Raw genomic sequence first — 21,559 nt, 5'->3', positions numbered from 1 at the left:
GTTTAGGCCGTTTTTAGGGCCGTCTCGTCCAAGCCGGCTTGTCTCATCGGACGTAGTTTGCAGCCCGTTTCCAAAACCGGAAATCCATCGGCAATGACCACCACAAGGGGGTTCGATGTATCACCTGCAACTGCTCAGGACGCTGTCGGCGGTCGCCTCGGCGGGCTTCAATCCGCGCGTCTATCTCCTGTCGCTTGCGCTCGGAAAAACCGCCACCGATCATCGCGACCTGAAGCTGCCGCCGCGCATCAGGGAGCGTCAGCCATGAGCCTGCGATATGCTTTTTTGGCGGCGCCGATGCTGTGCCTTGGCCTTTCCGGCTGCGTCGGCCTCAATCCGATTTCCGCGGCTGTCGGCCTCGGCGGCATGGCGGCGGCAAACTCCATCGGCATGGCGCAATCGGGTGTCATCAGCCCGCAGGAGCAGGCGAAATATGCCGGCATGTCCTGTGCCGAGTTGCGGCAACAGGCCGCCGGCTACGAGGAGGCCAGGAACCATGGGCCTTCGCCGAAGAAATATGGCGGCATGGCACCCCCCGGCAAGATGGCGATCGTCAACAATGTCATAGCCACGCGGCTTGCCCATCTGCACAAGCTTATCGCGAACAAGGGATGCTGACCGGCTCCTCACCCGCGCGCCTGGCGGTTTTTGTCACACTGGCGGGGCCTGACCGGTTGCCTGGCCGTCGGCCCGGCCGATGCCGCCGGCCAAGGCAAGGGGCGGACAGCCCGTTCGCGCCAGGGCTCGATACCACCAGCACTTGTCGGCAAATGGGGCTTTGCAGTCGCCAGCGGCGATTATTGCACGACGCTCGGCCATTGTGCGCCGGGCAGCGGCGGCAGCATCTCCTTCACCTTCAGCGCCAACGGGCGCACGCAATATGCGCTGTTCGAATCCTCGCTGGTCGACGGCTGCGGCCAAATCCAGTCGCTGACGCTGAAGACGGGCACGACGACCGTGCACGGCTCGACGCTGGTCTTCACGCCTAAGGCCGGAACCTACAAATCCGTCAATGGCTGCCGGCCCGATCTGACCGGCACCTGGAAGTTCGGCGCCGGCGACCTGAAGCCGGTCTCGCTGAGTTGGCAGCTGAATGGCCGGCAGTTGCGGCTGGTCGATCCGGGGGGCGAGGCGAGCGGCGTCTACAGCAGGAGGTGAGGTCGCGATTCAGTGCCCCTCCCCGGTCAGCGCGTCGAGGCGGGCGCGCAATGCCGCGACCTCCTGCTCGAGGGCCTGCACGCGCATTTCCAGATCCGAGGCCGGCAAGGGCAATTGCTGGGGCGCCGCGGCAGCCGACAGCTGCACCGGCCCGCTGAGCAGTTGGACATAACGGTCCTCGCGCTGGCCCGGGCCGCGGTCGATCTGCTGCACCAGCGGCGGCCTGCGGCCGATCAGCAGATCGAGATTGCCGCGGAGCTCGTCGATCGACGGCAGCCGCGCCATGCGCTCGCTTCGTGCCAGCAATTCATAAGCCGTCTGCGGGCCGCGCAGCAGCAACAGGCCGAGCAGCGTGATCTGCGCCGAGGTCAGGGAAAAGCGCTGCGCCACGACATGCTCGTAGCGCTCGACGCGCGACGCGAACACCTGCCTGACCAGGCCCTTCTGCTCCAGCTGGCCAAGCGCCCGCCTGACCTCGGCCAGCTCGACCGACATCACCGGCTCGCGCGCCGTCTTCTGGTTGGCCGCGGCAAGTGCCGCATTGAGCGTCAGCGGATAGACGTCGGGCGTCAGCTCCTTCTTCTCGATCAGGCAGCCGAGCACACGCGCCTCGATGGGGGAGAGGATGGGAAGCTCATCGCTCATTGAAGTTCAGCCTCCCGGCGGTAAAAGTCGGTTGCAAGGACACGGTTTCGCGCCTGGCGGGCTTCATCCCGGATCACGCCGGCAAGGTTCATTTCGTGGTGACCATAGCGCGCCTCAAGATAGCGCGCGATCGCCGTCGGGATGAGACCGGTCCCCATTTCCCGCGTCTGGCTTTTGCGGTCGATCAGGCTGCGGATTTCATCGCTTGCCTGCGCTGGCATCTCGATCTGGTCGATGCACTCGCCAAGGTTCATCGGCGGTAGACCGGCGAGGCCGCGCTGCTCCATCCAGTCCAACGCGACCAGTGGTCGAATGAGATAGAACAGCTTCTTCAGCTTCACCTCGCCGGAAAAGCTGCCGATCTTGGCAACATGTGAACGCGCCAGGCCGAGATAGTGACGCGCTACTTTTGCCGGATCGACGATCTCGGCAAGCAGGTCGAGAAGGCGCCGCCGAAATCCCGTGACCTCTTCGTAGACGATTGATGATTTTGCCCATTCGACGATGACGGCATTGCCGCCGAGCCCGAGCAGCAAGGCCTTGCGCAGATCCCAGCCACCGGCATCGATCTCGCCTTCGATGGGAAATTCGATCACGTCGCGTGCCTGTTCCAACACAAGGTGATCCGATGCCGGCCTGACATAGACGAAACGGCAGTCATAGTCGCTGTCGGGAGACGGGAACCCCCAGGCGCGGCTGCCGCTTTCGATGGCGAACAGGATCGTCACGCCTTGCGTTCGCACGACATCGAGTCGCGCCCGGATCGCCGCGACGGCGTCAGATGAAAAATCGGCAGGTAGCTGCTTCATCTGCTGCTAAACCCGTCGCTCCACCATCATCTTCTTGATCTCGGCGATCGCCTTGGCCGGGTTGAGCCCTTTGGGGCAGGTCTGGGCGCAGTTCATGATCGTGTGACAGCGATAGAGCCGGAACGGGTCTTCGAGATTGTCGAGCCGCTCGCCCGTTGCCTCGTCCCTGGAATCGATCAGCCAGCGATAGGCCTGCAGCAGCGTCGCCGGGCCGAGATAGCGCTCGCCGTTCCACCAGTAGCTCGGGCAGGAGGTCGAGCAGCAGGCGCACAATATGCACTCGTAGAGCCCGTCGAGCTTTTCGCGGTCCTCATGGCTCTGCAGCCATTCCTTGGCCGGCTCGGGCGACACCGTCTTCAACCACGGCTCGATCGAGGCGTGCTGGGCGTAGAAATTGGTGAGGTCGGGCACAAGGTCCTTGACCACTTGCATGTGCGGCAGCGGGTAGACCTTGATCGCGCCGGAAATGTCGTCGCAGCCCTTGGTGCAGGCCAGCGTGTTCGACCCGTCGATGTTCATGGCGCAGGAGCCGCAAATGCCTTCGCGGCAGGAACGGCGCAGCGTCAGCGTCGGGTCGATCTTGTTCTTGATCCAGAGCAGCGCGTCGAGCACCATCGGCCCGCAATCGTCCATGTCGACGAAATACGTGTCCATGCGCGGGTTCTCGTCATCGTCCGGCGACCAACGGTAGATGCGGTATTCGCGCAGGTTGGTCGCGCCCTCCGGCTTCGGCCAGGTTTTTCCGGCCATGATCTTCGAGTTTTTCGGAAGCGTGAGTTCGACCATTACCTCAGGTCCTTTCGGATGACGAGCTTCAGCCCGGACCAGATCTCGTTTATCGCGGCGACCTTGACGTCGACGAGGTCGAGCTTCAGCGCCTCGGAACGAATAACGTCCTCGCTGACGTCGGTCGGCACTTTCGATGCCTTCTTTGGCCACGACACCCAAACCATGCCGTGCCGCTTAATCGCCGCTTCTACGTCGCCAAGACGGTCCTCGATTTCGACACGCCGCCGGGCGAAAGCATGCACGGCATCGTATTTCTCATGAACGCCTGAAATCGCTGACCAGTTGGCCAGCCGGTCGAGCTCGGCAAAGTCCACTGCTTCGGCAAGGTCGTCCAGCTCGGGCGGCAAGGCGACGAAGGCGGCAATCATCCCGTCCTTCAGGCCGAGCTTGGCCGGAAGGGGCGTGCCGGAATATCCCGTTGTCGTCAACGCCACCCTATTTCTCCGCGTGAACGTAAAGGGAATTTACGAATCCCGTACAACTGCCGTATACGCGCACTTCCACGGCTTTCCCCACGATTTGCCTTCTCGCGGCCCGGGCTGGCAAATGCCCGTCCCCTACCACGCAACTAACCGGCCCGTTGCCTTTCTCGAACCAAAACCTGTTTGACGATTGCGCGCTGGAGGCGTCCCTCCAAACCGGGATGTCGTTCACTGACTTTGATATTTTATCAGCGTTATCATAAACATAGACGGTATCAGCCGACGTTGCGCAGCCGCTGACGGCAATGGAAAGCATCGCGACCGCCAGCAGCCTCATCTCAATACACCCTGGCCTTTGGCGCGATCTTGGCCGGATTGATGCCGCCGTCTGCCTCCTTGAGCAGCGTCTCGGTGTGCACCGGCCGGTAGCTGAGCGCCACCTCGCCGGCCTCGTTGAGCCGGGCCAGCGTGTGCTTGCGCCAGTTCGCGTCGTCGCGGGCCGAAAAGTCCTCCCGCGCGTGCGCCCCGCGGCTTTCCTTGCGCGCTTCGGCGCCATAGACGGTGGTGATAGCGTTGGCCATCAGGTTTTCCAGCTCCAGCGTCTCGACCAGGTCGGAGTTCCAGATCATCGAGCGGTCGAACACCTTGACGTCGCCGAGTTCACCCCAGATCTGCGAAATGCGCCTGCAGCCGCTTTCCAGCGATTCCTGGGTGCGGAACACCGCAGCGTCCTCCTGCATCGCCTTCTGCATCTTTTCGCGTAAAACCGCTGTCGGCGTCGAGCCGTTGGCGTGCCGCAGCCGGTCGAAGCGGTCCATGATCTTTTCGACGGCGGCCTCGTTTGGCGAGGGGATCGCCGATGTGCGGTCGATCACCTTGCCGGCCCGGATCGCCGCCGCACGGCCGAACACCACCAGGTCGATCAGCGAATTCGAACCCAGGCGGTTGGCGCCGTGCACCGAGGCGCAGCCGGCCTCGCCGACGGCCATCAGCCCGGGCAACACCTGGTCCGGGTTCAAGGCGGTCGGGTTGAGCACCTCGCCCCAGTAATTGGTCGGCACGCCGCCCATATTGTAATGGACGGTCGGCAGCACCGGGATCGGCTCCTTGGTCAGGTCGACGCCGGCAAAGATCTTTGCCGATTCCGAAATACCCGGAAGCCTCTCGTGCAGCACGGCCGGGTCGAGATGGTCGAGATGCAGGAAGATGTGGTCCTTCTTCGGGCCGACACCACGGCCTTCGCGGATCTCCAGCGTCATGCAGCGCGAGACCACGTCGCGCGAAGCAAGGTCCTTGGCCGACGGTGCGTAGCGCTCCATGAAGCGCTCGCCTTCGGAATTGACGAGATAGCCGCCCTCGCCGCGCGCGCCCTCGGTGATCAGGCAGCCGGCGCCGTAGATGCCGGTCGGGTGGAACTGCACGAACTCCATGTCCTGCAGCGCCAGGCCGGCGCGTGCGGCCATGCCGCCGCCATCGCCGGTGCAGGTATGCGCCGAGGTGGCCGAGAAATAGGCGCGGCCATAGCCGCCGGTCGCCAGCACCACCATCTTGGCCGAAAAACGGTGGATGGTGCCGTCGTCGAGGTTCCAGGCGACGACGCCGGTGCAGGTGCCGTCCGGCTCCATGATCAGGTCGAGCGCGAAGTACTCGATGAAAAACTGCGCATTGTGCTTCAGCGACTGACCGTACAGCGTATGCAGCATGGCGTGGCCGGTGCGGTCGGCGGCAGCGCAGGTGCGCTGCACCGGCGGCCCTTCGCCGAAATTCATCATCATGCCGCCGAACGGCCGCTGGTAGATTTTCCCGTCCTCGGTGCGGCTGAAGGGAACGCCGTAATGCTCGAGTTCATAGACCGCCGCCGGCGCCTCGCGCACCATGTATTCCTGCGCGTCGGTATCGCCCAGCCAATCCGAGCCCTTGACCGTGTCGAAGAGATGCCACTGCCAGTTGTCGGGGCCCATATTGGCGAGCGAGGCGGCGATGCCGCCCTGAGCGGCGACCGTGTGCGAGCGCGTCGGGAAAACCTTGGTGATGCAGGCGGTGCGCAGGCCCTGCTCGGCCATGCCGAGCGTCGCACGCAGGCCGGCACCGCCGGCGCCGACGACCACGACGTCGAATTTGTGGTCGACATAGCTATAGGCGGAAGCCGTATTGGCGTTCTTCGCGTCCTTGGCCAAAAATCAGCCTCCAAATGCCAGTTTAAGCAGCGCGAAGACCGAAGCGACGCCGACGACTACGGGAAAGAATGTGTTGAGCGCGAGCAGCGCCAGCCTGGTGCCTTCGCCATGCACATAGTCTTCGATGATCGCCTGCATGCCGAGCCGCATGTGGTAGAGCACCGACAGCAGCACCAGCGCCAGCACCAGTGCCACGAACGGATTGGCAAGTGCGGCGCGCACCTCGAGATAGCTGGCGCCGTTGAGTGCGATCAGGAAGCCGACGAAGAACAGGACAAGCGGGATGTTGGAGATCGCCGTCAGCCGCTGGCGCCAGAAATGGCCGGTGCCCTCGCGGGCCGAACCGAGGCCGCGGACCTTGGCCAGCGGCGTGCGCATGTCGGTGTTCTTGCCGCTCATCTCAGGCTCCTCGCGCCATGTAGCCGGCGATCCAGATCAGCAGCGTCAGCGTGACCGAGCCGGCCAGCGTCGCCCAGGCGATCCTCGAGGCGGTATGCTTTTCCAGCCCTGCCCCAGTGTCCCAGATCAGATGGCGCACACCGCCCAGCATGTGGTGCATCAGTGCCCAGCTGTAGCCGAACAGCACCAGCCGTCCCAGCCACGAGCCGAAGGCCCAGTTGACGGCATTGAAGGTCGCCTCCGAGCTCGCCGCCGCCATCAGCCACAGGGCGACCAGCAGCGTGCCGAAATAGAGCGCCCCGCCGGTGATGCGGTGGACGATCGACATCGTCATGGTGATCGGCGGCCGATAGACGGTCAGGTGCGGCGAAAGCGGCCGTTCGCGTCTGGCAAATTCGCGGGTGGCTGGTGATTTGCTCATGGCTCCCCCAGTTCGGCGTCTCTGGAGCCTCAGGTGGAAATGCGGCATTACCGCTTCCGGTTGCGACTTCGGACAGCCGGTTTCTAATGCTCTTTTTGCACCGCGTCAAAGCCGGAAAACCGTTTTGAAAACGTAATTTAGTCTGATGAAAGCGAAGGTTTCAGCTTCAATCGATTAGGGCTGTGGCCTTGAGCCGGCACAATGTCGCTGCACTGCAAAATATGGCTGCCGCGCCGGGTCGATCAGCGTGTACAGGCCACCGGTGAGGCACCGCCCTTCATCACCAATGCGTCGCGCCCGTCGATCACGATTGCGTCATGCGCCTCGCCGTACCGGCTGGTCTGATTGGCGGGTGAGGCCGGCAGCTCGGAGCTGGTGCCGTCCGGGCCGAGCACGCGCACCGACGTGCCGAGATTCTCGATGGTCATCATGCTCCCGTCGGCGCATTTGTAGGTCGCCGTGCGCGGCTGCGGTGTCGATTCGGTTGGAGCGATCGCGACAGAAGCGGCCACTGTATTCCCGAGCTTGGGCGCACTGGTCTGCGGCGTGCAGGCGGCGGCAGCCAGCAGCGAGGAGACGGCCAGCGCTATCCGAAACGTGCGGCGTAATCTCATATGCTGCTTCCCCGCGCCTCGAAACCGGCCGCGATGCCCCGGCAAGCCGCCGGATTTCATGCTTTTTGAGTCGCGCTCGATGCCGGCGATGGTGGGAACAAGCATGGCCGAATGATGGCCGGTGGCCGCTCGAATATTAACCATGTTTTCCGAGACCTCGCGGCGGCGGCGGTTGCCCTCTTAACAAAGGTTAATAAAAGGTTAATTTCTGATTCGAGGAGGCTTGCCTCTCAGCAATGGAGCAGCTCGCCATGCATTCGAATTCAGCAAGATCGTGCCTTCGCGGGTTCCTATTGGCGGCGCTCGCCGTCGGCATCGCCGCACCGACATTCGCCGGAACGCGCCACCACGACCGCGTCTATGCCGATTCCTTCGGCAACCTGGTCATCGAAAGCGCCGCCGGCTACAAGCGCATCCTCGTCGGCGAGGGCAAGCTCGCCAAGGAATTGTCCGACTACACCAGCGCCGGCCAGCCCGAGGTGATCTATGAAAACGACTCGGATGAGGTCCGAAACGGCGACTGCTACAGGCCGCCGGTTTTCGTGAAGGGCCGCAGCTATATGTACGGCCTCTCCGACGGCGAGATGCCGGAGCTCAGCCCGTGCCGCTGACGGCCGCGCTGCCGTTTGTCGCCGGCGCCGGCTGGGCAGCAGCCGGCCCGGCCGAGACACGCACGCAATCGCGGCCGCTGCCCTTCGCCTGATAGAGCGCTTTGTCGGCGCGCCGCAGCAGGTCGGAAAAGCTTTCGCCCGAACCAAGCTCGGCAACGCCGAAACTGGCGCTGCAGCGATGATCCGCCGGCAGGCAGTCGATGGGCGTGGCACCGAAGGCGGTACGCGTGCCCTCGGCGAAGAGCCGGGCGGCGGCGAGGTTGGTCCCCGGCAGGAAAATAGCGAATTCCTCGCCGCCGATCCGGCCGGCGACATGATGGTCGGCCGCGGCATCGCGGAGAAAACCGGCAAAGGTCTCGATGACCCGATCGCCGGACGCGTGGCCGTACGTATCGTTGATGCGCTTGAAATGGTCGAGATCGGCAATGACCAGTGCCGCCGAGACAGCCCGCCGCATGGCGTCGCGCAGTGCGATCTCGGCATGGCGCTCGAAGCCGCCACGGTTGAGCAGCCGTGAAAGCGTATCGGTTTCCGATTTCGACGTCGCCTCGGCGAGCACGTCGCGGACCAGGATAGCCAACGTCACCAGCGCAAGCGCCAGGCCGAACACGGTGCCGATAGACTGCGACACCAACGCGTAGCTGGTCTGCGCATAAGATTGCGGGTTGGCGCCCCAGCCGCCAAGCGCATGGGCGATGAAGGGTTTGCTGGCGAACTGCAAGGTGCTGGCTGCCAGGACAGCCATCAGCATATAGTCGAGCCGCTCGCGTCTTTGCCTGGACGACAAGACGATCGTCAGCCCGGTGAATTGCATGGCCGCATAGGGAAACTGGTAGGCCGCCATGCGCACAAAGGATTGACGTTGCAGGTCCTGTACGACGTAGACCGCCACGGTGGCGAAGACCAGGAAGAACAGCATCGGCGGCCAAGGCGGCGAAACGCGGTATTTCTGGGCAAGCCCGCCATTGAAGGCGACGGTTGCGCCAAGGAAAGCGGCAAAGGCGGCGACAACCACGGGGCGCGCATTGTCGAAGGCGGGAATGCTGAACTCGATGGCGAAATAGGCCATGCCGAGCACATAGCCGAACGCCAGCCAGCGCGCCGACACCCGTCCGGCGTCATAGACCGCGATCGTCATGAAGGCCGCCGCCAGCAGCCCGGCAACGAACAGGTTGATCACCAGGATGAAATTAGCGCTGCCCATGGCGTTTTGGCACTCCCCGCCGAACAGCAAATCACCGAGGCGCGAAAAAGACGTTAATTCGACGCCGCCGCTGACGCTCCGCCGGCACCGGTCCGATTGGGAAGGACGACCGTTTCAGCCGCTGATAGGACAGGCACACGCTGTCGCGGCCATTTCCTTTGGCTTTGTAGAGCGCTTCGTCGGCGCGCCGCATCAGCGGGTCCAGCCCTTCGTCGCTAGTGCGGGCGGCCACGCCGAAGCTCGCGGTCACTCTTGTGTCGGGCGGAAGCCCGTCGATTCTGCCCGCCGAATAGAGCGTGCGAATGGTTTCGGCAAACAGTCTTGCCGCGCCAAGGTCGCTGAGCGGCAAAAGCACGGCGAACTCCTCGCCGCCGATGCGGCCGGCAACGCCGCCCGTGCCTGCAGCCAATAGAAGCTTGGCGGCGAAGTCGGCGATGACGCGATCCCCGGCTGCGTGGCCATGCTGATCGTTCAGCGCCTTGAAATGATCGAGATCGGCCAGCACCAGCGTCGCCGGCAACCGCGCCGTGGCACAGTGCTGCAGGACCAGCGTGGCGCGTTCCTCGAAACCGCGGCGGTTGAGCAAGCCCGACAGCGGGTCTGTCAGGGTTTCTGTCTTCAGGGCCTTCATCACATCGAGCGCGGCGGCGCCGAACAGGCAGAGTGCAATGAGCAGCGACAGCAATGCATGCGACAGCAGCGCCGTCGTCCAGTAGGACGAAGTGTAAAGCCCTTCATAGCTGGTGAACGGCCCATGCGCGATGACGACAGCAAGGGTCCGCGCCAGGAAGTTCAGGCCGGAAAGCAGCGACAGCACGAACAGGATCATCTCCGTCGGGCCGTTGTTGCGCACCACGCGCAACTCGGCGGCGACAACCAGGCTGATGCCGCCGAAGCTGAAATTGATGGCAAGGATCCGCCACGTGATATCCGGCCGGGCAAAGAGAAACCATGAGACCGCGGCCAGGCCGCCGCCCGCCAGAATGCCGATCGCTGGATACGGCACGCGCCGCCCGTAGCGCGCGATGACCGCGCCGGCGAGACAGCAGGTCGCGAAGGTGAAGCATAGGATGGACATGAGCTTGGTCGGCGCCATTCCGACCGGCAGCGTGAAATACTGGAGCAGGAAGCCTGCGGCCGAGGCCGAGTAGCCCGCTGCCAGCACGATCAGATAGGGACGGTGGCGCTGATAGAACCACAGCACGAGAAATGCCGCGCCGAGTGTAAGGGCGATGCCTGGATTGAGCAGCGCTATGAGCAGGCCGGTGTCCAAGCGCTGTAATTTCCCCTCGCTTCCCCTCAGGAGACGTTAGAGCGGAAGCCCAAACAAGCGGTTAAGCGAAAGCGAATATACGACAGGTGCGTCGACAAAGCCGCTGGGCGGAACCGCGAACGGCGAGCGGCGTTTCACGACGGCAACCAGGAGACGCTCCGATGGCCGACACGATCATGCTGACCGATCACGATGCAATTCGCTCATGGGCCGCGGCGCGCGCCGGCTTTCCGGCGATCGTCGACGTGTCGCCTGAAGCCGGAACGCAGCCCATGCTGAGGCTGGTTTTCGGCCAGCATGCCTACCAGGACCAGGATGAGGCCGAACGCCCGGTCAATGCCGGCGGCTATGAACTGGTCGAATGGGACGAATGGTTCAAGCTCTTCGACGAGCGCCAACTGGCGCTGGTCGTCGCAAAGGACCAACCCGGCCGCCGTGAGGGATTCCACGAATTCGTCAGGCGCCCCGGCTGAAGAAATGCCCGAACCGCACTGCGGCTCGGGCAACTCATATCCGACTGCGCGCGCCTGCGCTATTTCCACTCGCGGATATCGACGAAATGGCCGGCGATCGCTGCTGCCGCCGCCATTGCCGGCGACACCAGATGGGTGCGGCCCTTGAAGCCTTGGCGCCCTTCGAAATTGCGGTTCGAGGTCGAGGCGCAGCGCTCATGCGGCTTCAGCCGGTCGTCGTTCATGGCAAGGCACATCGAGCAGCCCGGCTCGCGCCAGTCAAAGCCGGCGGCGACAAAGATCTTGTCGAGGCCTTCGGCCTCGGCCTGTTCCTTGACCAGGCCGGAACCGGGCACGATCATCGCGCTGACCCGCGGATTGACCTTCTTGCCCTCGATCACCTTGGCGGCGGCGCGCAGATCCTCGATGCGGCCATTGGTGCAGGAGCCGATGAAGACGCGGTCGAGTTCGATATCGGTTATCTTGGTGCCCGGCGTCAGGCCCATATAGTCGAGCGCGCGTTGCTTGGAGGTGCGCCTGTTCTCATCAGTGATGTCGTCCGGGTTCGGCACGATGCCCTGGACCGAAACGACGTCCTCGGGCGAGGAGCCCCAGGAGACGATCGGCGGCAGCTTTGCCGCGTCGAGCACGACCACCTTGTCGAAATGCGCGCCTTCGTCGGACTGCAGCGTCTTCCAATAGGCGAGCGCGGCATCCCAGGCTTCGCCCTTGGGGGCGCGCGGCTTGTCCTTGACATAGGCGAAGGTGGTCTCGTCGGGCGCGATCAGGCCGGCGCGCGCGCCGGCTTCGATCGACATGTTGCAGATCGTCATGCGGCCTTCCATCGACAGCGCACGGATCGCCTCGCCGGCATATTCGATGACATAGCCGGTGCCGCCGGCCGTGCCGATCTCGCCGATGATGGCGAGGATGATGTCCTTGGCGGTGACGCCTTCCGGCAGCGCGCCGTCGACACGCACCAGCATGTTCTTGGCCTTGCGCTGGATCAGCGTCTGCGTCGCCAGCACATGCTCGACTTCCGAGGTGCCGATGCCATGCGCCAGCGCGCCGAACGCGCCATGCGTCGAGGTGTGGCTGTCGCCGCAGACGATGGTCATGCCGGGCAGCGTAAAGCCTTGCTCCGGCCCGATGATGTGGACGATGCCCTGGCGGATGTCCTTCTCGGAATAGTATTCGATACCGAAATCCTTGGCGTTTTTGGCCAGCGCCTCGACCTGGATGCGGCTTTCCTCGTTCTTGATTCCAAACTTGCGTTCCGGCGAGGTCGACACATTGTGATCGACCACGGCCAGCGTCTTTTCCGGATGCCGAACCTTGCGGCCGGTCATGCGCAGGCCTTCGAAAGCCTGCGGGCTGGTGACTTCGTGGACGAGGTGGCGGTCGATGTAGAGCAGGCAGGTGCCGTCGTCCTGGCGGTCGACCACATGGTCGTCGAAAATCTTGTCGTAGAGGGTGCGCGGTGCGCTCATTCGCGTAAATCCGTCGATTTAAAAAAAGGAAAAGGACGCCGGTCGGCCCGGCGAAACAGCCTGGCGAGTCTGCCTTAGCTAAGTCGGCTGGTCAGCGCCCCGCAGACGCGCGCCGAAAATCGCGACGGCAGGCGTTTTCTGTCCTGCAGCACGAAACCCTTATAGGCCGGATCGCCAAAAAGCTCTTCCATGGCGCTGCTCTTATCAATGTTTTGGCTTTTCAGCAATCGTGGCGGCCTTCGCAGGCGCTTCACAGCACCTCGAACACAAACGTCTTCACCAGCGCGTCGGGCTCGGCGATCGCATAGCAGCGGAACCATGGGCTCTCCTCGACCGGCCGCCATTTTTTCGCCTGCTCCAGTTCGTCAAACACGGCTTGAAACCCGCCGCTTTCAAATACCTGGTCACGGACGGTGAAGATGGCGTGGCCGCCCTTCCTGGTGATGCGTACCAGTTCACGCAGGCCGGACGCCGGCGCGTGGCTGATGGTGAACACGCCGGTCGAGAAGAAGGCGCGAAAATACCCGTCCGCCCAGGGCAATGGCCCGCCGAGCATCGCCTGTTTCAGCTCGCTGTAGGCCTGCCGGCTGCCGGCGATTTTCAGCATGTCCTCCGACAGGTCGAGCCCGGCAATGTCGTGGTAGCCGAGCGCCTTGAGCGACGGCCCCGACAGGCCGGTGCCGCAGCCGGCGTCCAGCAGCGGCCCTTCGCCTGACGGCACGTGGCGCGTCACCCAGGCGGCGATCAGGAACGGCAGGAGATAGCCGAGCGCCGCGGTTTCGCCGTCATAGGTCGCAGCCCATTGCGCATAGGCCTTGGCGAGCGCCTCAGGCGTGTCGGCCGTGTAGACCGCTTCCAGCGCCGCATTGGCTTTGTCGATGATCATGGTTCTCCCCGGTCGCATTCGTTCGATGGTAGCGCCGTTTTCGCCTGTCTTCTATTCCCCATGCTGGTGCCGCAGCCGCTTCTCCAGCGCCCGCAACGCCAGCGACAGACCGACGGTCAGGATGAGATAGATATAGGCGACGATCGAATAGGTTTCGAAGAAGCGGAACGAACCGGCGGCGTAAATCTTGCCCATCTGGGTGATGTCGGCGACGCCGAGCACCGAGACCAGCGAGGAATCCTTGACCATGGCGACGAAATCATTGCCGAGCGGCGGCAGGATGGTGCGGATCGCCTGCGGAAAGACGATCAGCCGGAAGCGCTGCGTGCGCGTCAGCCCGAGCGCCTTCGCCGCCTCGATCTGACCCTTCTCGACCGCCTGGATGCCGGCGCGGAAGACCTCCGAGATGAAAGCGGAATAGCCGATGGTCAGCGCCATGATGGCGCGCCATAGCAGCGACACGTCGCGTACCAGCAGCTCACCGAACAGGCCGGCGCTTTGCAGCGGCGCCGTCAGCGCGTTCCATGCCGCGACGAAGGCCGGCGCGCCAGCAAAGGCGATCCAGAACAACAGCACCAGGATCGGCACGCCGCGGATGATCTCGACGTAGAAGCGGGCGATCTGGCTGAGCCAGCGTGAGCCCGACAGCCCCATCAGCGCCACGCCAAGCCCGATGGCGCAAGCCAGCGTGAAGGCGACCACGGTGACGAAGATGGTGACGCCGATGCCCTTGGCGACGGTCGCGAACACCTGGGCATAGAGGTCGCTGGCGGCGATGAAGATGGCGGCGGCCAAGGCGATCGTCACGGCCACGGCAAGCCACCACGGGAAGTCGGATCTGGCGGAGGCTGGGGGCGCCGGCGGCATCAAGCAATACCGGTGACAGAGTCGCCCAGAGTCAGCACGAGTTCCCGCGCATCACCGGGCACCCGCGACAAAAGTCCTACTGCCCCATCTTGTAGTCGAGGAACCACTTCTTGTTGAGCGCGTCGAGCGTGCCGTCGGCCTTGAGCGCGGCGATTGCCGCGTTGACCGGCTTCACCAGGTCGGAGCCCTTGGGGAAAATGAAGCCGAAATCCTCGGTGCCGAGTGGGCCGCCGATCAGCTTAAGGCCGCCATTGGACGCATCGACATAGCCCTTGCCGGCAGTGCCGTCGGTGAGCACGACGTCTACGTCGCCGGACTTCAGCGCCTGCACCGTCGCGCCGAATGTCTCGAGCAGCTTGATGCGCGGATTCTGTTCATTGCCGTCGAGGACGCTGTAGACCGCGGTGTAGAACGGCGTGGTACCGGCCTGCGCGCCGATCAGCCCGTCCTTGAAGGCAGCGAACGTCTTGGCATCGCTGAAGCGCTTCTCGTCGCCGCGCACCAGCATGAACTGTTCCGAGCGCATATACGGGTCGGAGAAATCGACCTTCTGCTTGCGGTCGTCCTTGATGGTGATGCCGGTCATGCCAATGTTGTACTGGTTGTCGGAAACCGCCTGGATCATCGCGTCCCAGGAAGTATTCTGGTACTCGACCTTGAAATTCAGCCGCTTGGCGATCTCGTTCATCGCGTCATATTCCCAGCCGATCTGCTTGCCGGTCTTGGCATCGATGAACTGCAGCGGCGGATAGGCGTTTTCCGTCACCACCACCACTTTCTTGCCGCCGAGGTCGGGCAACGCCTGCGCCATAGCCGCGACAGGCACAAGAAGGCAAGCCAGCAGGCCGGCCAGCAGCAGTTTCGAATTGATCATGACTATGCTCCCCAGGAACTGAACCGCCTCGATCGGCCGAGGCATGCAGGAAAATCCGGCGCCGACTTTAGCTTTCCGCAGGCGCCTTGCAAGCCGCTCCGATGCGCCGCTCGGCACGAAAATGGATTTCCGATGCTTTCAACGACGGCATTACGGAACGATCCGTATCGATTGCGGGACTGGCAAATCGAATCCACCTCGCGAAACAAAAAGGCGGCCGAAGCCGCCTTTCCGAAAACATGGGTTTTGAAGACGCCTTATTCGGCGGCAGCTGTTTCCGCGGCCTTGGCTGCCTCGTCGGCGGCCTTCTTCTCGGCGGCGTCCTGCGCTGCCTTCTCGGCGGCCAGCGCCTGGGCGGCGGCCACCTTCTCGGCCTCGATGCGCGCCTTCTCGGCGTTCAGCGCATCGCGCTCTTCGTCGTTCAGCTTGCGGGCGCGCACGCCGGTGTTTTCCGAAATACGGGCCGATTTGCCGCGACGATCGCGCAGGTAATACAGCTTGGCGCGACGCACCTTGCCGCGGCGCACGATCTCGACGCCCTCGACCATCGGCGAATAGACCGGGAACACACGCTCCACGCCTTCGCCGTAGGAGATCTTGCGAACGGTGAAGCTCTCCTGGAAACCGGCGCCGGCGCGGGCGATGACGACGCCCTCATAGGCCTGGACACGGGTGCGGGTGCCTTCGGTCACGCGGACCTGGACGCGCACGGTGTCGCCGGGCTGGAATTCGGGAAGCTTGCGCTTGGCTTCGATCTTGGCGGCCTGCTCGGCCTCGAGCTGACGGAGGATATCCATCTCATAAATCCACTTCTTGTTCTTCCGACAGTCAGAGCGTCCGACACTCGCCTTGCAGTCGCATCGACCGCTCGGCTATGCCCTTCGTTCGAGAACGTCTGTTCGAGAACATCGGGCAGGGGCGACTACACCGTCATTGTTGACGGGCCAGAAGATCGCTCTTGGCAGATTTTCTTCCGGTTCGGCGCGCACATACAGCTATTTCGGCGCTTTGTCACGCCTTCGCTGTTTCTTTTTTGGCGCTGCTTCTTTTGACTGGCGCCCGCTGTGGCAATCCCATGATCGCTTGTGGTCCAGGGGGTTGCGCCCGCGCGTCAAGCTTTCTAAGCCGGAAGATAAGCATTTTCCTCCAGCGACGACACCCCTCATGTCAATCTTGGACGCGGTCCTGCTCTTTCTCGCCGGCTTTCTATCAGGCGCGGTCAACGCAGTTGCCGGCGGCGGCACGTTCATAACCTTTGGCGCCATGACCCTGGCCGGCCTGCCGCCGATCGTCGCCAATGCGACATCGTCGGTGACGCAATTTCCTGGCTACATCACCTCGACGCTCGCCTATTGGCACGACATCAAGCATTTCTGGCGCGGCGCACTGCTGCTCAGCCTCATTTCGGCTTTCGGTGCGCTGTCTGGCGCGCTCATCCTTCTAGGGCTCGACAACCCGGCGTTCCGCGCCTTGGTGCCGTGGCTGCTGCTGGCGGCGACGGCGTTGTTCGCTGCCGGGCCATGGCTGAAGCCGGCGCCCAAGCCGGAGCATGAGGCCGCGGTGGGTTCGCTGGTCGGATCGCTGGCGCAGTTCGCCACCGCCGTCTATGGCGGCTTCTTCGGCGCCGGCATGGGCGTCATGATGCTGGCGACGCTCGGCCTCACCCAGTCCGGCGACTATCACCGGCTGAACGCACTGAAGAACATGCTGGCCGTTGTCATAGCTGCGGTCGCCATCCTGGTCTTTGTCTCCGGCGGCGTCATCGCCTGGCTGCAGGCGATCATCATGATCCCAGGCGGCGCGCTGGGCGGCTATGCCGGCGTCTGGATCGCCAGGCGCGTGCCACAGAACGCGGTGCGCGGCTTCGTCATCGCGGTCGGCCTGTTCCTGGCGTTTTACTATTTCGACAAGGGCTGAGCGGCCAAAAGATCCGGCCTTCGCTCTTTCGTCAGCTTTTCCGCCTCGGCCCGCCGCCAGGCGGCGATCTTCTTGTGATTGCCCGAAGTAAGCACCTCCGGGATCGGCCGGCCCTCGAACTCCTGCGGCCGCGTGTAGTGCGGATGTTCGAGCAGGCCGTTCTCAAAGCTCTCTTCGTCGCCCGACACCGCATTGCCCATGACGCCGGGCAGCAGCCGCACCACGGCGTCTAACAGCACAAGTGCCGCCGGCTCGCCGCCGGACAGGATGAAGTCGCCGATCGAGACTTCCTCGAGGCCTCGCGATTCGATGACCCGCTGGTCGACGCCTTCGAAGCGGCCGCAGACGATCACCGCACCCGGCCCGGCGGCGAGCTCGCGCACGCGTGCTTGGTTCAGCGGCTTGCCGCGCGGGCTCATCAGCAGGCGCGGACGTGGATCGCCCGGCGGCGAGGCATGGTCGATGGCGCTGGCCAGCACGTCTGCCCGCATCACCATGCCGGCGCCGCCGCCGGCCGGCGTGTCGTCCACGGTCCGGTGACGATCGCGGGCAAAGTCGCGGATCTGGATCGTTTCGAGCGACCAAATGCGGGTCTCGAGCGCGCGCCCGGCCAGCGACAGGCCCAGCGCGCCGGGAAACATCTCGGGATAGAGCGTCAGCACCGAAGCCGAAAAACTCACCGGTTGCCTCCGGCGTCCCTCGGCCCGCGCGGCCTGCCCTTGGGGTCGAAACCGTCGTCACCGGCAGGCTCGCCGTCCTCGTTCTCGACCAACCCTGCGGCGGCCGGATCGATGCGGACAAAGCCGCCGGCGATCGACACTTCCGGAACGGCGGCCTGCGTGAACGGGATGAGCACGCCTTTGCGCTCGGCAAGCGTCACGTCGAGAATGTCGCCGCCGCCGAAATTATGCACGGCGACGACCTTTCCGATGACCGCACCAGTGTCATCCTTGACCTCCAGCCCGACGAGGTCGGCATGGTAGAATTCATCCTCTTCGCCCTCATCCGGCAACACCGAACGGTCGACGAACAATTCGGTGCCGGCAAGCGCCTCCGCGGCATTGCGATCGCTGACGCCTTTGAAACGCACCACCACCACCGTGTTGGCAGGCCTGATATCGACGATCTGGAAGGCGCGGCCATCCCTGGCGTAGAGCGGACCGTAATCGGCCAGCGCCAGCGGGTCGCCGGTAAAGCTCTTGACGCGCAATTCGCCCTTGATGCCATGCGCGGCACCGATCACGGCCATCTGGACGGGGTTTTGCGGCTTGCTCATCTGCGGAAAATCCTTTGCCTTGCTCTAACCCCAGCCCGTCGTCATTTCAATGATGCCGCTCTTCACCGCTTCCTAACCCGCGTGCCGGAAGATGGCGGAGAACTGGAAGAGCGCAATGCAGGAATTCCTCATACCGGCAAAACCCGATCTACAGGCGGCGCGCGAGGCCTGGCTGAAGATGCTGGCGCGCGAACGACGGCTGTCGCCCGAAACCGTCGAGGCCTATGAGCGCGACACGCGCCAGTTGCTGCATTTCCTGACCGGCCATTGCGGCGGCTCGCCCGGCATTTCCGACATCGCCGATCTGCGCCCCGCCGATCTGCGCGGCTTTCTCGCTGCCCGCCGTACCGAGGGCGCCGGCGCCCGCACGCTCGGGCGCGGCCTAGCCGGCATCCGCTCGCTGCTGCGTTTCCTGGAACGGCGCGGCCTCGCCAATGCGGCAGGTGCGGCAGCCCTGCGCGCGCCGCGACAGCCGAAATCGCTGCCCAAGCCGCTGACCGCAAGCGATGCAAAACACGTCGTCTCGGTGGAAGGCCAACTGGCGGAGGAGCCGTGGATCGCCGCGCGCAACGCCGCCGTGCTGACCCTGCTCTATGGGTCCGGCTTGCGCATTTCCGAGGCGCTCGGCCTGTCGGGCGCCGATCTGTCCTCGCCTGGTGAGACCGTGCTGCGCGTCACCGGCAAGGGCGGCAAGACGCGGTTGGTGCCGGTGCTGCCGGTGGCGCTGCGGGCGATTGCCGAATACCGCCGCTTGTGTCCCTATCATCTCGATCCCAAGGGCGTGCTATTTCGCGGTGCCCGCGGCGGCCCGCTGAACCCGGCAATCGTTCAGCGCGACATGGCCAAGCTGCGCTCGGCGCTCAACCTGCCCGACACGGCGACGCCGCATGCGCTGCGCCATTCCTTTGCAACGCATCTGCTTGGGCGCGGCGGCGACCTGCGCACCATCCAGGAGTTGCTCGGCCACGCCAGCCTGTCGACAACCCAGATATACACCGGTGTCGACAGCGCCAGGCTGCTCGAGATTTACGAAGCAGCTCATCCGCGTGCGTGATGGATGCTTGATTGGTGGCCATCTCGCAACAATTTTGATGCGCCGATTAACCGTTTTGCCGCTTTTTGCGCCTAGAACCGCAGCATGAAACGCCTCATCGCCATCGCCGACCGCGCGACCCATGTGTCGTTGAAGCTGCTTGTCGCGCTCAACGCCCTGTTTTTCCTCTCCTTCCTCATCATCGCGCTGCTCGCCGCAGGCAAAGCACGCGCCGAGATCCCGGTCTGCGCCGGTACCGATATGCTGGGGGCGCTGCAAAAGGACGACCCGGCCACCTACCGCAAGATCGAGGCGGACGCGGCAGTGACGCCGAACGGCAAGGGCCTGCTGTGGAAGCTCGAAAAATCAGGCGAAAAACCGTCTTTCCTGTTCGGCACCATGCACGTTACCGACCCGCGCGTCACCACGCTGCCGCCCGCCGCGCAGAAGGCATTCGATGCGGCTGGCACCGTCATCATCGAGACCACCGAAGTGCTCGACAAGCAGAAGATGATGGCCGCACTGCTGAAAGAGCCGGATCTGATGATGTTCACCGACAAGACGACGCTTTCGTCGCTGCTGTCGCCGCAGGATGCGGCGGTGGTCAACAAGGCGCTCGATGCGCGTGGCATCCCGCCAGCGACCGTCGCCAAGATGAAGCCCTGGTTGCTGTCGGCGATGGTGGCGCTGCCTGCATGCGAAGTCGCCCGCCAAGCTGGCGGCGCACCGGTGCTCGACGTCAAGCTTGCCAAGGACGCCGAGGCTTCGGGCAAATCAGTCGAGGGGCTGGAGACAATCGCCGACCAGTTGCGCGCCATGGCTTCGCTGCCGATCGCCTTTCACCTGAAGGGGCTGGTCGATACGCTGAAGCTTGGCGACAAGGTGAACGACGTCAACGAAACCATGATCGTGCTTTACCGGCGTGGCGACACTGGCATGTACGTACCGCTGTTTCGGACCGTCATTCCCGAACAGGTCGACGACCAATCGGGTTACGCCGAATTCGAGCAGACCATGATCACCAGCCGCAACAAGGTGATGGTCGATCGTGCAGCGCCGATCCTCGCCCACGGCAATGTCTTCATGGCGGTAGGCGCCATGCACCTTCCCGGAGCGCAAGGCTTGGTCGAGGGTTTCCGCAAGACCGGCTACACGGTGACCGCCGTCAACTGAACAACACGGCGGAGTTGCACACCGAATCATTGCCGTGGCGCGCCGGCGGACCACCCGCGCTTCGTGCCAAGAAACTGAAAAAGGTTCGGTTTGGCTCGATCGAACCCATTTTGCGGTGGAAATGCATGCCTGCAAGCGATTCCGGATCAGAATTGCCCTGTTTTCGGCGTTTTCAACGCCTAATGTGAAACCGATTCAACGATTGTACGTTGATGGCTATTACTTGATGTTTTTCATCCACGGAGGACACTTTTATGGCGAACACACCCAATCCGAACGACCCATTCACCTCACCGGGTACCGCACGGCCACGCGGCGGCGGCAGCGGCTGGCTGATTGCCCTGGTCGTCGTTATCCTGGCAATTGTCGCCTATTATGTTTTTGGAAGACGTAGCGAGGCACCTGCGCCTGCCGAACCGCCCGCAGCCAGCACACCGGCTCCGGCTCCAGCACCTGCCGAGCCGATGAAGCCAGCCGAACCGGCTCCTGCGCCAGCTCCGGCAACACCCGCTCCGGCTCCCGCTCCGGCAGAACCTGCACCCGCTCCGGCCCCTGCGCCAGCCCCGGCCCCGGCCCCGGCACCAGCACCGGCCCCTCAGTAATCAGACTGCCGACTTAATATATGAACGGCCCGCTGAAAGGCGGGCCGTTTTGTTTTTGGGAACAGCCGTCGATGGCTCGTCATCCCAGGGCGGAGCGAACGCGAAGCGGAGCGCAGACCCTGGGATCCATGCCGTGACATCCGCCGAAGAATGCAGTGGTGCAGAATCACCGGTTACCAGCCGATGCGAAGAGGCACTCGATTCTGGTTCGCCGGAACACTGCCGCTTAGGTAACGGCATGGATCCCAGGGTCTCCGCGACATCGCTCCGCTCCTGCTCCGCCCTGGGATGACGAATCGCGGCTGTTTCAGCCAATCTCTAAGGATAGTGTCCTGAAGGTTCTGCAAAAAGTTTTGGAGAGAGAACGGCGCTTGCTCTGAAGGGCGAGCGGCCATGGCACGGTGGTGACGTTGCAATCACCGATTCCCGTGGAAGGGGAAGTGCCATGACCAATCGAGAAGTTAAAC

25 protein-coding genes are annotated in these 21,559 nt (G+C 63.7%); 8 read left to right on the top strand and 17 right to left on the bottom strand.

Annotated elements, in window-relative coordinates:
* Nucleotides 1-115: 115 nt before the first annotated feature.
* The 3 genes from NKH29_RS03135 to NKH29_RS03125 are packed head-to-tail and all read left to right on the top strand — an operon-like array spanning nucleotide 116 to nucleotide 1,158.
* Nucleotides 116-268: a hypothetical protein gene (locus NKH29_RS03135; protein ID WP_352917796.1), complete on the top strand. Its 153-nt coding sequence runs from the start codon at nucleotides 116-118 to the stop codon at nucleotides 266-268.
* Complete coding sequence (locus tag NKH29_RS03130; RefSeq protein WP_352494069.1) at nucleotides 265-618, top strand: hypothetical protein; 354 nt, start codon at nucleotides 265-267, stop codon at nucleotides 616-618. Before NKH29_RS03135 ends, NKH29_RS03130 begins: the two co-directional genes overlap by 4 nt.
* A gap of 30 nt (nucleotides 619-648) precedes the next feature.
* Nucleotides 649-1,158 (top strand): hypothetical protein, encoded by a 510-nt coding sequence (locus tag NKH29_RS03125; RefSeq protein ID WP_352999006.1) that lies wholly within the window; start codon nucleotides 649-651, stop codon nucleotides 1,156-1,158.
* A gap of 9 nt (nucleotides 1,159-1,167) precedes the next feature.
* Here NKH29_RS03125 and NKH29_RS03120 read toward each other — a convergent pair whose 3' ends face one another.
* The 8 genes from NKH29_RS03120 to NKH29_RS03085 all read right to left on the bottom strand — a co-directional run bounded on the left by NKH29_RS03120 (nucleotide 1,168) and on the right by NKH29_RS03085 (nucleotide 7,434).
* Nucleotides 1,168-1,803, bottom strand: a complete 636-nt coding sequence (locus NKH29_RS03120) for a YceH family protein (RefSeq protein ID WP_352481035.1) — start codon at nucleotides 1,801-1,803, stop codon at nucleotides 1,168-1,170.
* Nucleotides 1,800-2,612: a nucleotidyltransferase domain-containing protein gene (locus NKH29_RS03115; protein ID WP_023722698.1), complete on the bottom strand. Its 813-nt coding sequence runs from the start codon at nucleotides 2,610-2,612 to the stop codon at nucleotides 1,800-1,802. The genes NKH29_RS03120 and NKH29_RS03115 overlap by 4 nt, the downstream gene beginning before the upstream one ends.
* A gap of 6 nt (nucleotides 2,613-2,618) precedes the next feature.
* Complete coding sequence (locus NKH29_RS03110; RefSeq protein ID WP_023722699.1) at nucleotides 2,619-3,398, bottom strand: succinate dehydrogenase iron-sulfur subunit; 780 nt, start codon at nucleotides 3,396-3,398, stop codon at nucleotides 2,619-2,621.
* The gene (locus NKH29_RS03105) at nucleotides 3,398-3,835 is read right to left on the bottom strand and encodes a DUF3052 family protein (protein WP_352999004.1); all 438 of its coding nucleotides are present in this window, start codon (nucleotides 3,833-3,835) and stop codon (nucleotides 3,398-3,400) included. The genes NKH29_RS03110 and NKH29_RS03105 overlap by 1 nt, the downstream gene beginning before the upstream one ends.
* Nucleotides 3,836-4,161: 326 nt before the next feature.
* The gene (sdhA, locus tag NKH29_RS03100; RefSeq protein WP_352643748.1) at nucleotides 4,162-6,000 is read right to left on the bottom strand and encodes a succinate dehydrogenase flavoprotein subunit; all 1,839 of its coding nucleotides are present in this window, start codon (nucleotides 5,998-6,000) and stop codon (nucleotides 4,162-4,164) included.
* 3 nt (nucleotides 6,001-6,003) lie between these two features.
* Nucleotides 6,004-6,399 carry a succinate dehydrogenase, hydrophobic membrane anchor protein gene (gene sdhD, locus NKH29_RS03095; protein ID WP_352643747.1) on the bottom strand — a complete coding sequence of 132 codons (396 nt, stop codon included), beginning with the start codon at nucleotides 6,397-6,399 and terminating at the stop codon, nucleotides 6,004-6,006.
* A 1-nt stretch (nucleotide 6,400) separates the two neighbouring features.
* A complete protein-coding gene (gene sdhC / locus NKH29_RS03090) occupies nucleotides 6,401-6,820 on the bottom strand; it encodes a succinate dehydrogenase, cytochrome b556 subunit (protein WP_292663224.1) in 420 nt (139 codons plus the stop codon).
* A 242-nt stretch (nucleotides 6,821-7,062) separates the two neighbouring features.
* On the bottom strand, nucleotides 7,063-7,434 hold the full coding sequence (locus NKH29_RS03085; protein ID WP_031195237.1) for a hypothetical protein: 372 nt from the start codon (nucleotides 7,432-7,434) through the stop codon (nucleotides 7,063-7,065).
* A gap of 251 nt (nucleotides 7,435-7,685) precedes the next feature.
* Between NKH29_RS03085 and NKH29_RS03080 the strand changes: the two genes are divergently transcribed.
* Complete coding sequence (locus NKH29_RS03080) at nucleotides 7,686-8,045, top strand: hypothetical protein (RefSeq protein WP_352917800.1); 360 nt, start codon at nucleotides 7,686-7,688, stop codon at nucleotides 8,043-8,045.
* Here NKH29_RS03080 and NKH29_RS03075 read toward each other — a convergent pair.
* The gene (locus NKH29_RS03075) at nucleotides 8,029-9,249 is read right to left on the bottom strand and encodes a GGDEF domain-containing protein (protein WP_352999001.1); all 1,221 of its coding nucleotides are present in this window, start codon (nucleotides 9,247-9,249) and stop codon (nucleotides 8,029-8,031) included. The two genes, NKH29_RS03080 and NKH29_RS03075, sit on opposite strands and share 17 nt — an antisense overlap.
* A 31-nt stretch (nucleotides 9,250-9,280) precedes the next feature.
* Nucleotides 9,281-10,522, bottom strand: coding sequence for a GGDEF domain-containing protein (locus tag NKH29_RS03070; RefSeq protein ID WP_352998999.1), 1,242 nt, complete (start codon nucleotides 10,520-10,522; stop codon nucleotides 9,281-9,283).
* Between the two features lie 161 nt (nucleotides 10,523-10,683).
* On the opposite strand from NKH29_RS03070, the gene NKH29_RS03065 reads away from it, so the two are divergent.
* A complete protein-coding gene (locus NKH29_RS03065) occupies nucleotides 10,684-10,995 on the top strand; it encodes a hypothetical protein (protein WP_352468075.1) in 312 nt (103 codons plus the stop codon).
* Nucleotides 10,996-11,054: 59 nt separating this feature from the next.
* Here NKH29_RS03065 and leuC read toward each other — a convergent pair whose 3' ends face one another.
* The 5 genes from leuC to rplS all read right to left on the bottom strand — a co-directional run bounded on the left by leuC (nucleotide 11,055) and on the right by rplS (nucleotide 15,888).
* Nucleotides 11,055-12,464 (bottom strand): 3-isopropylmalate dehydratase large subunit, encoded by a 1,410-nt coding sequence (gene leuC, locus NKH29_RS03060; protein ID WP_352998997.1) that lies wholly within the window; start codon nucleotides 12,462-12,464, stop codon nucleotides 11,055-11,057.
* A 250-nt stretch (nucleotides 12,465-12,714) separates the two neighbouring features.
* Nucleotides 12,715-13,350 carry a class I SAM-dependent DNA methyltransferase gene (locus tag NKH29_RS03055; protein WP_352859608.1) on the bottom strand — a complete coding sequence of 212 codons (636 nt, stop codon included), beginning with the start codon at nucleotides 13,348-13,350 and terminating at the stop codon, nucleotides 12,715-12,717.
* Nucleotides 13,351-13,401: 51 nt separating this feature from the next.
* The gene (locus NKH29_RS03050) at nucleotides 13,402-14,217 is read right to left on the bottom strand and encodes an amino acid ABC transporter permease (protein ID WP_352998995.1); all 816 of its coding nucleotides are present in this window, start codon (nucleotides 14,215-14,217) and stop codon (nucleotides 13,402-13,404) included.
* A gap of 76 nt (nucleotides 14,218-14,293) precedes the next feature.
* Nucleotides 14,294-15,091, bottom strand: coding sequence for a transporter substrate-binding domain-containing protein (locus tag NKH29_RS03045; RefSeq protein ID WP_352998993.1), 798 nt, complete (start codon nucleotides 15,089-15,091; stop codon nucleotides 14,294-14,296).
* Between the two features lie 257 nt (nucleotides 15,092-15,348).
* The gene (gene rplS / locus NKH29_RS03040) at nucleotides 15,349-15,888 is read right to left on the bottom strand and encodes a 50S ribosomal protein L19 (protein WP_023722714.1); all 540 of its coding nucleotides are present in this window, start codon (nucleotides 15,886-15,888) and stop codon (nucleotides 15,349-15,351) included.
* Nucleotides 15,889-16,255: 367 nt separating this feature from the next.
* Here rplS and NKH29_RS03035 point away from each other — a divergent pair, with 367 nt between their 5' ends.
* The gene (locus tag NKH29_RS03035) at nucleotides 16,256-17,008 is read left to right on the top strand and encodes a sulfite exporter TauE/SafE family protein (protein ID WP_352998991.1); all 753 of its coding nucleotides are present in this window, start codon (nucleotides 16,256-16,258) and stop codon (nucleotides 17,006-17,008) included.
* Here the strand turns inward: NKH29_RS03035 and trmD are convergent.
* Nucleotides 16,990-17,688, bottom strand: a complete 699-nt coding sequence (trmD, locus tag NKH29_RS03030) for a tRNA (guanosine(37)-N1)-methyltransferase TrmD (protein ID WP_352845356.1) — start codon at nucleotides 17,686-17,688, stop codon at nucleotides 16,990-16,992. The genes NKH29_RS03035 and trmD overlap by 19 nt on opposite strands.
* Complete coding sequence (gene rimM / locus NKH29_RS03025; protein ID WP_352859611.1) at nucleotides 17,685-18,284, bottom strand: ribosome maturation factor RimM; 600 nt, start codon at nucleotides 18,282-18,284, stop codon at nucleotides 17,685-17,687. The genes trmD and rimM overlap by 4 nt, the downstream gene beginning before the upstream one ends.
* 115 nt (nucleotides 18,285-18,399) lie before the next feature.
* Between rimM and NKH29_RS03020 the strand changes: the two genes are divergently transcribed.
* Nucleotides 18,400-19,338: a tyrosine recombinase XerC gene (locus tag NKH29_RS03020; RefSeq protein ID WP_352998989.1), complete on the top strand. Its 939-nt coding sequence runs from the start codon at nucleotides 18,400-18,402 to the stop codon at nucleotides 19,336-19,338.
* A gap of 84 nt (nucleotides 19,339-19,422) precedes the next feature.
* A complete protein-coding gene (locus tag NKH29_RS03015) occupies nucleotides 19,423-20,490 on the top strand; it encodes a TraB/GumN family protein (protein WP_023722719.1) in 1,068 nt (355 codons plus the stop codon).
* Nucleotides 20,491-21,559 lie beyond the last annotated feature (1,069 nt).

Origin of the sequence: Mesorhizobium sp. M1295 (assembly GCF_040318135.1) — a bacterium.
Classification (GTDB): Bacteria; Pseudomonadota; Alphaproteobacteria; order Rhizobiales; family Rhizobiaceae; genus Mesorhizobium.
The sequence above is the reverse complement of the archived record's forward strand: the minus strand, read 5'-3'. Positions and strand labels throughout refer to the sequence as shown.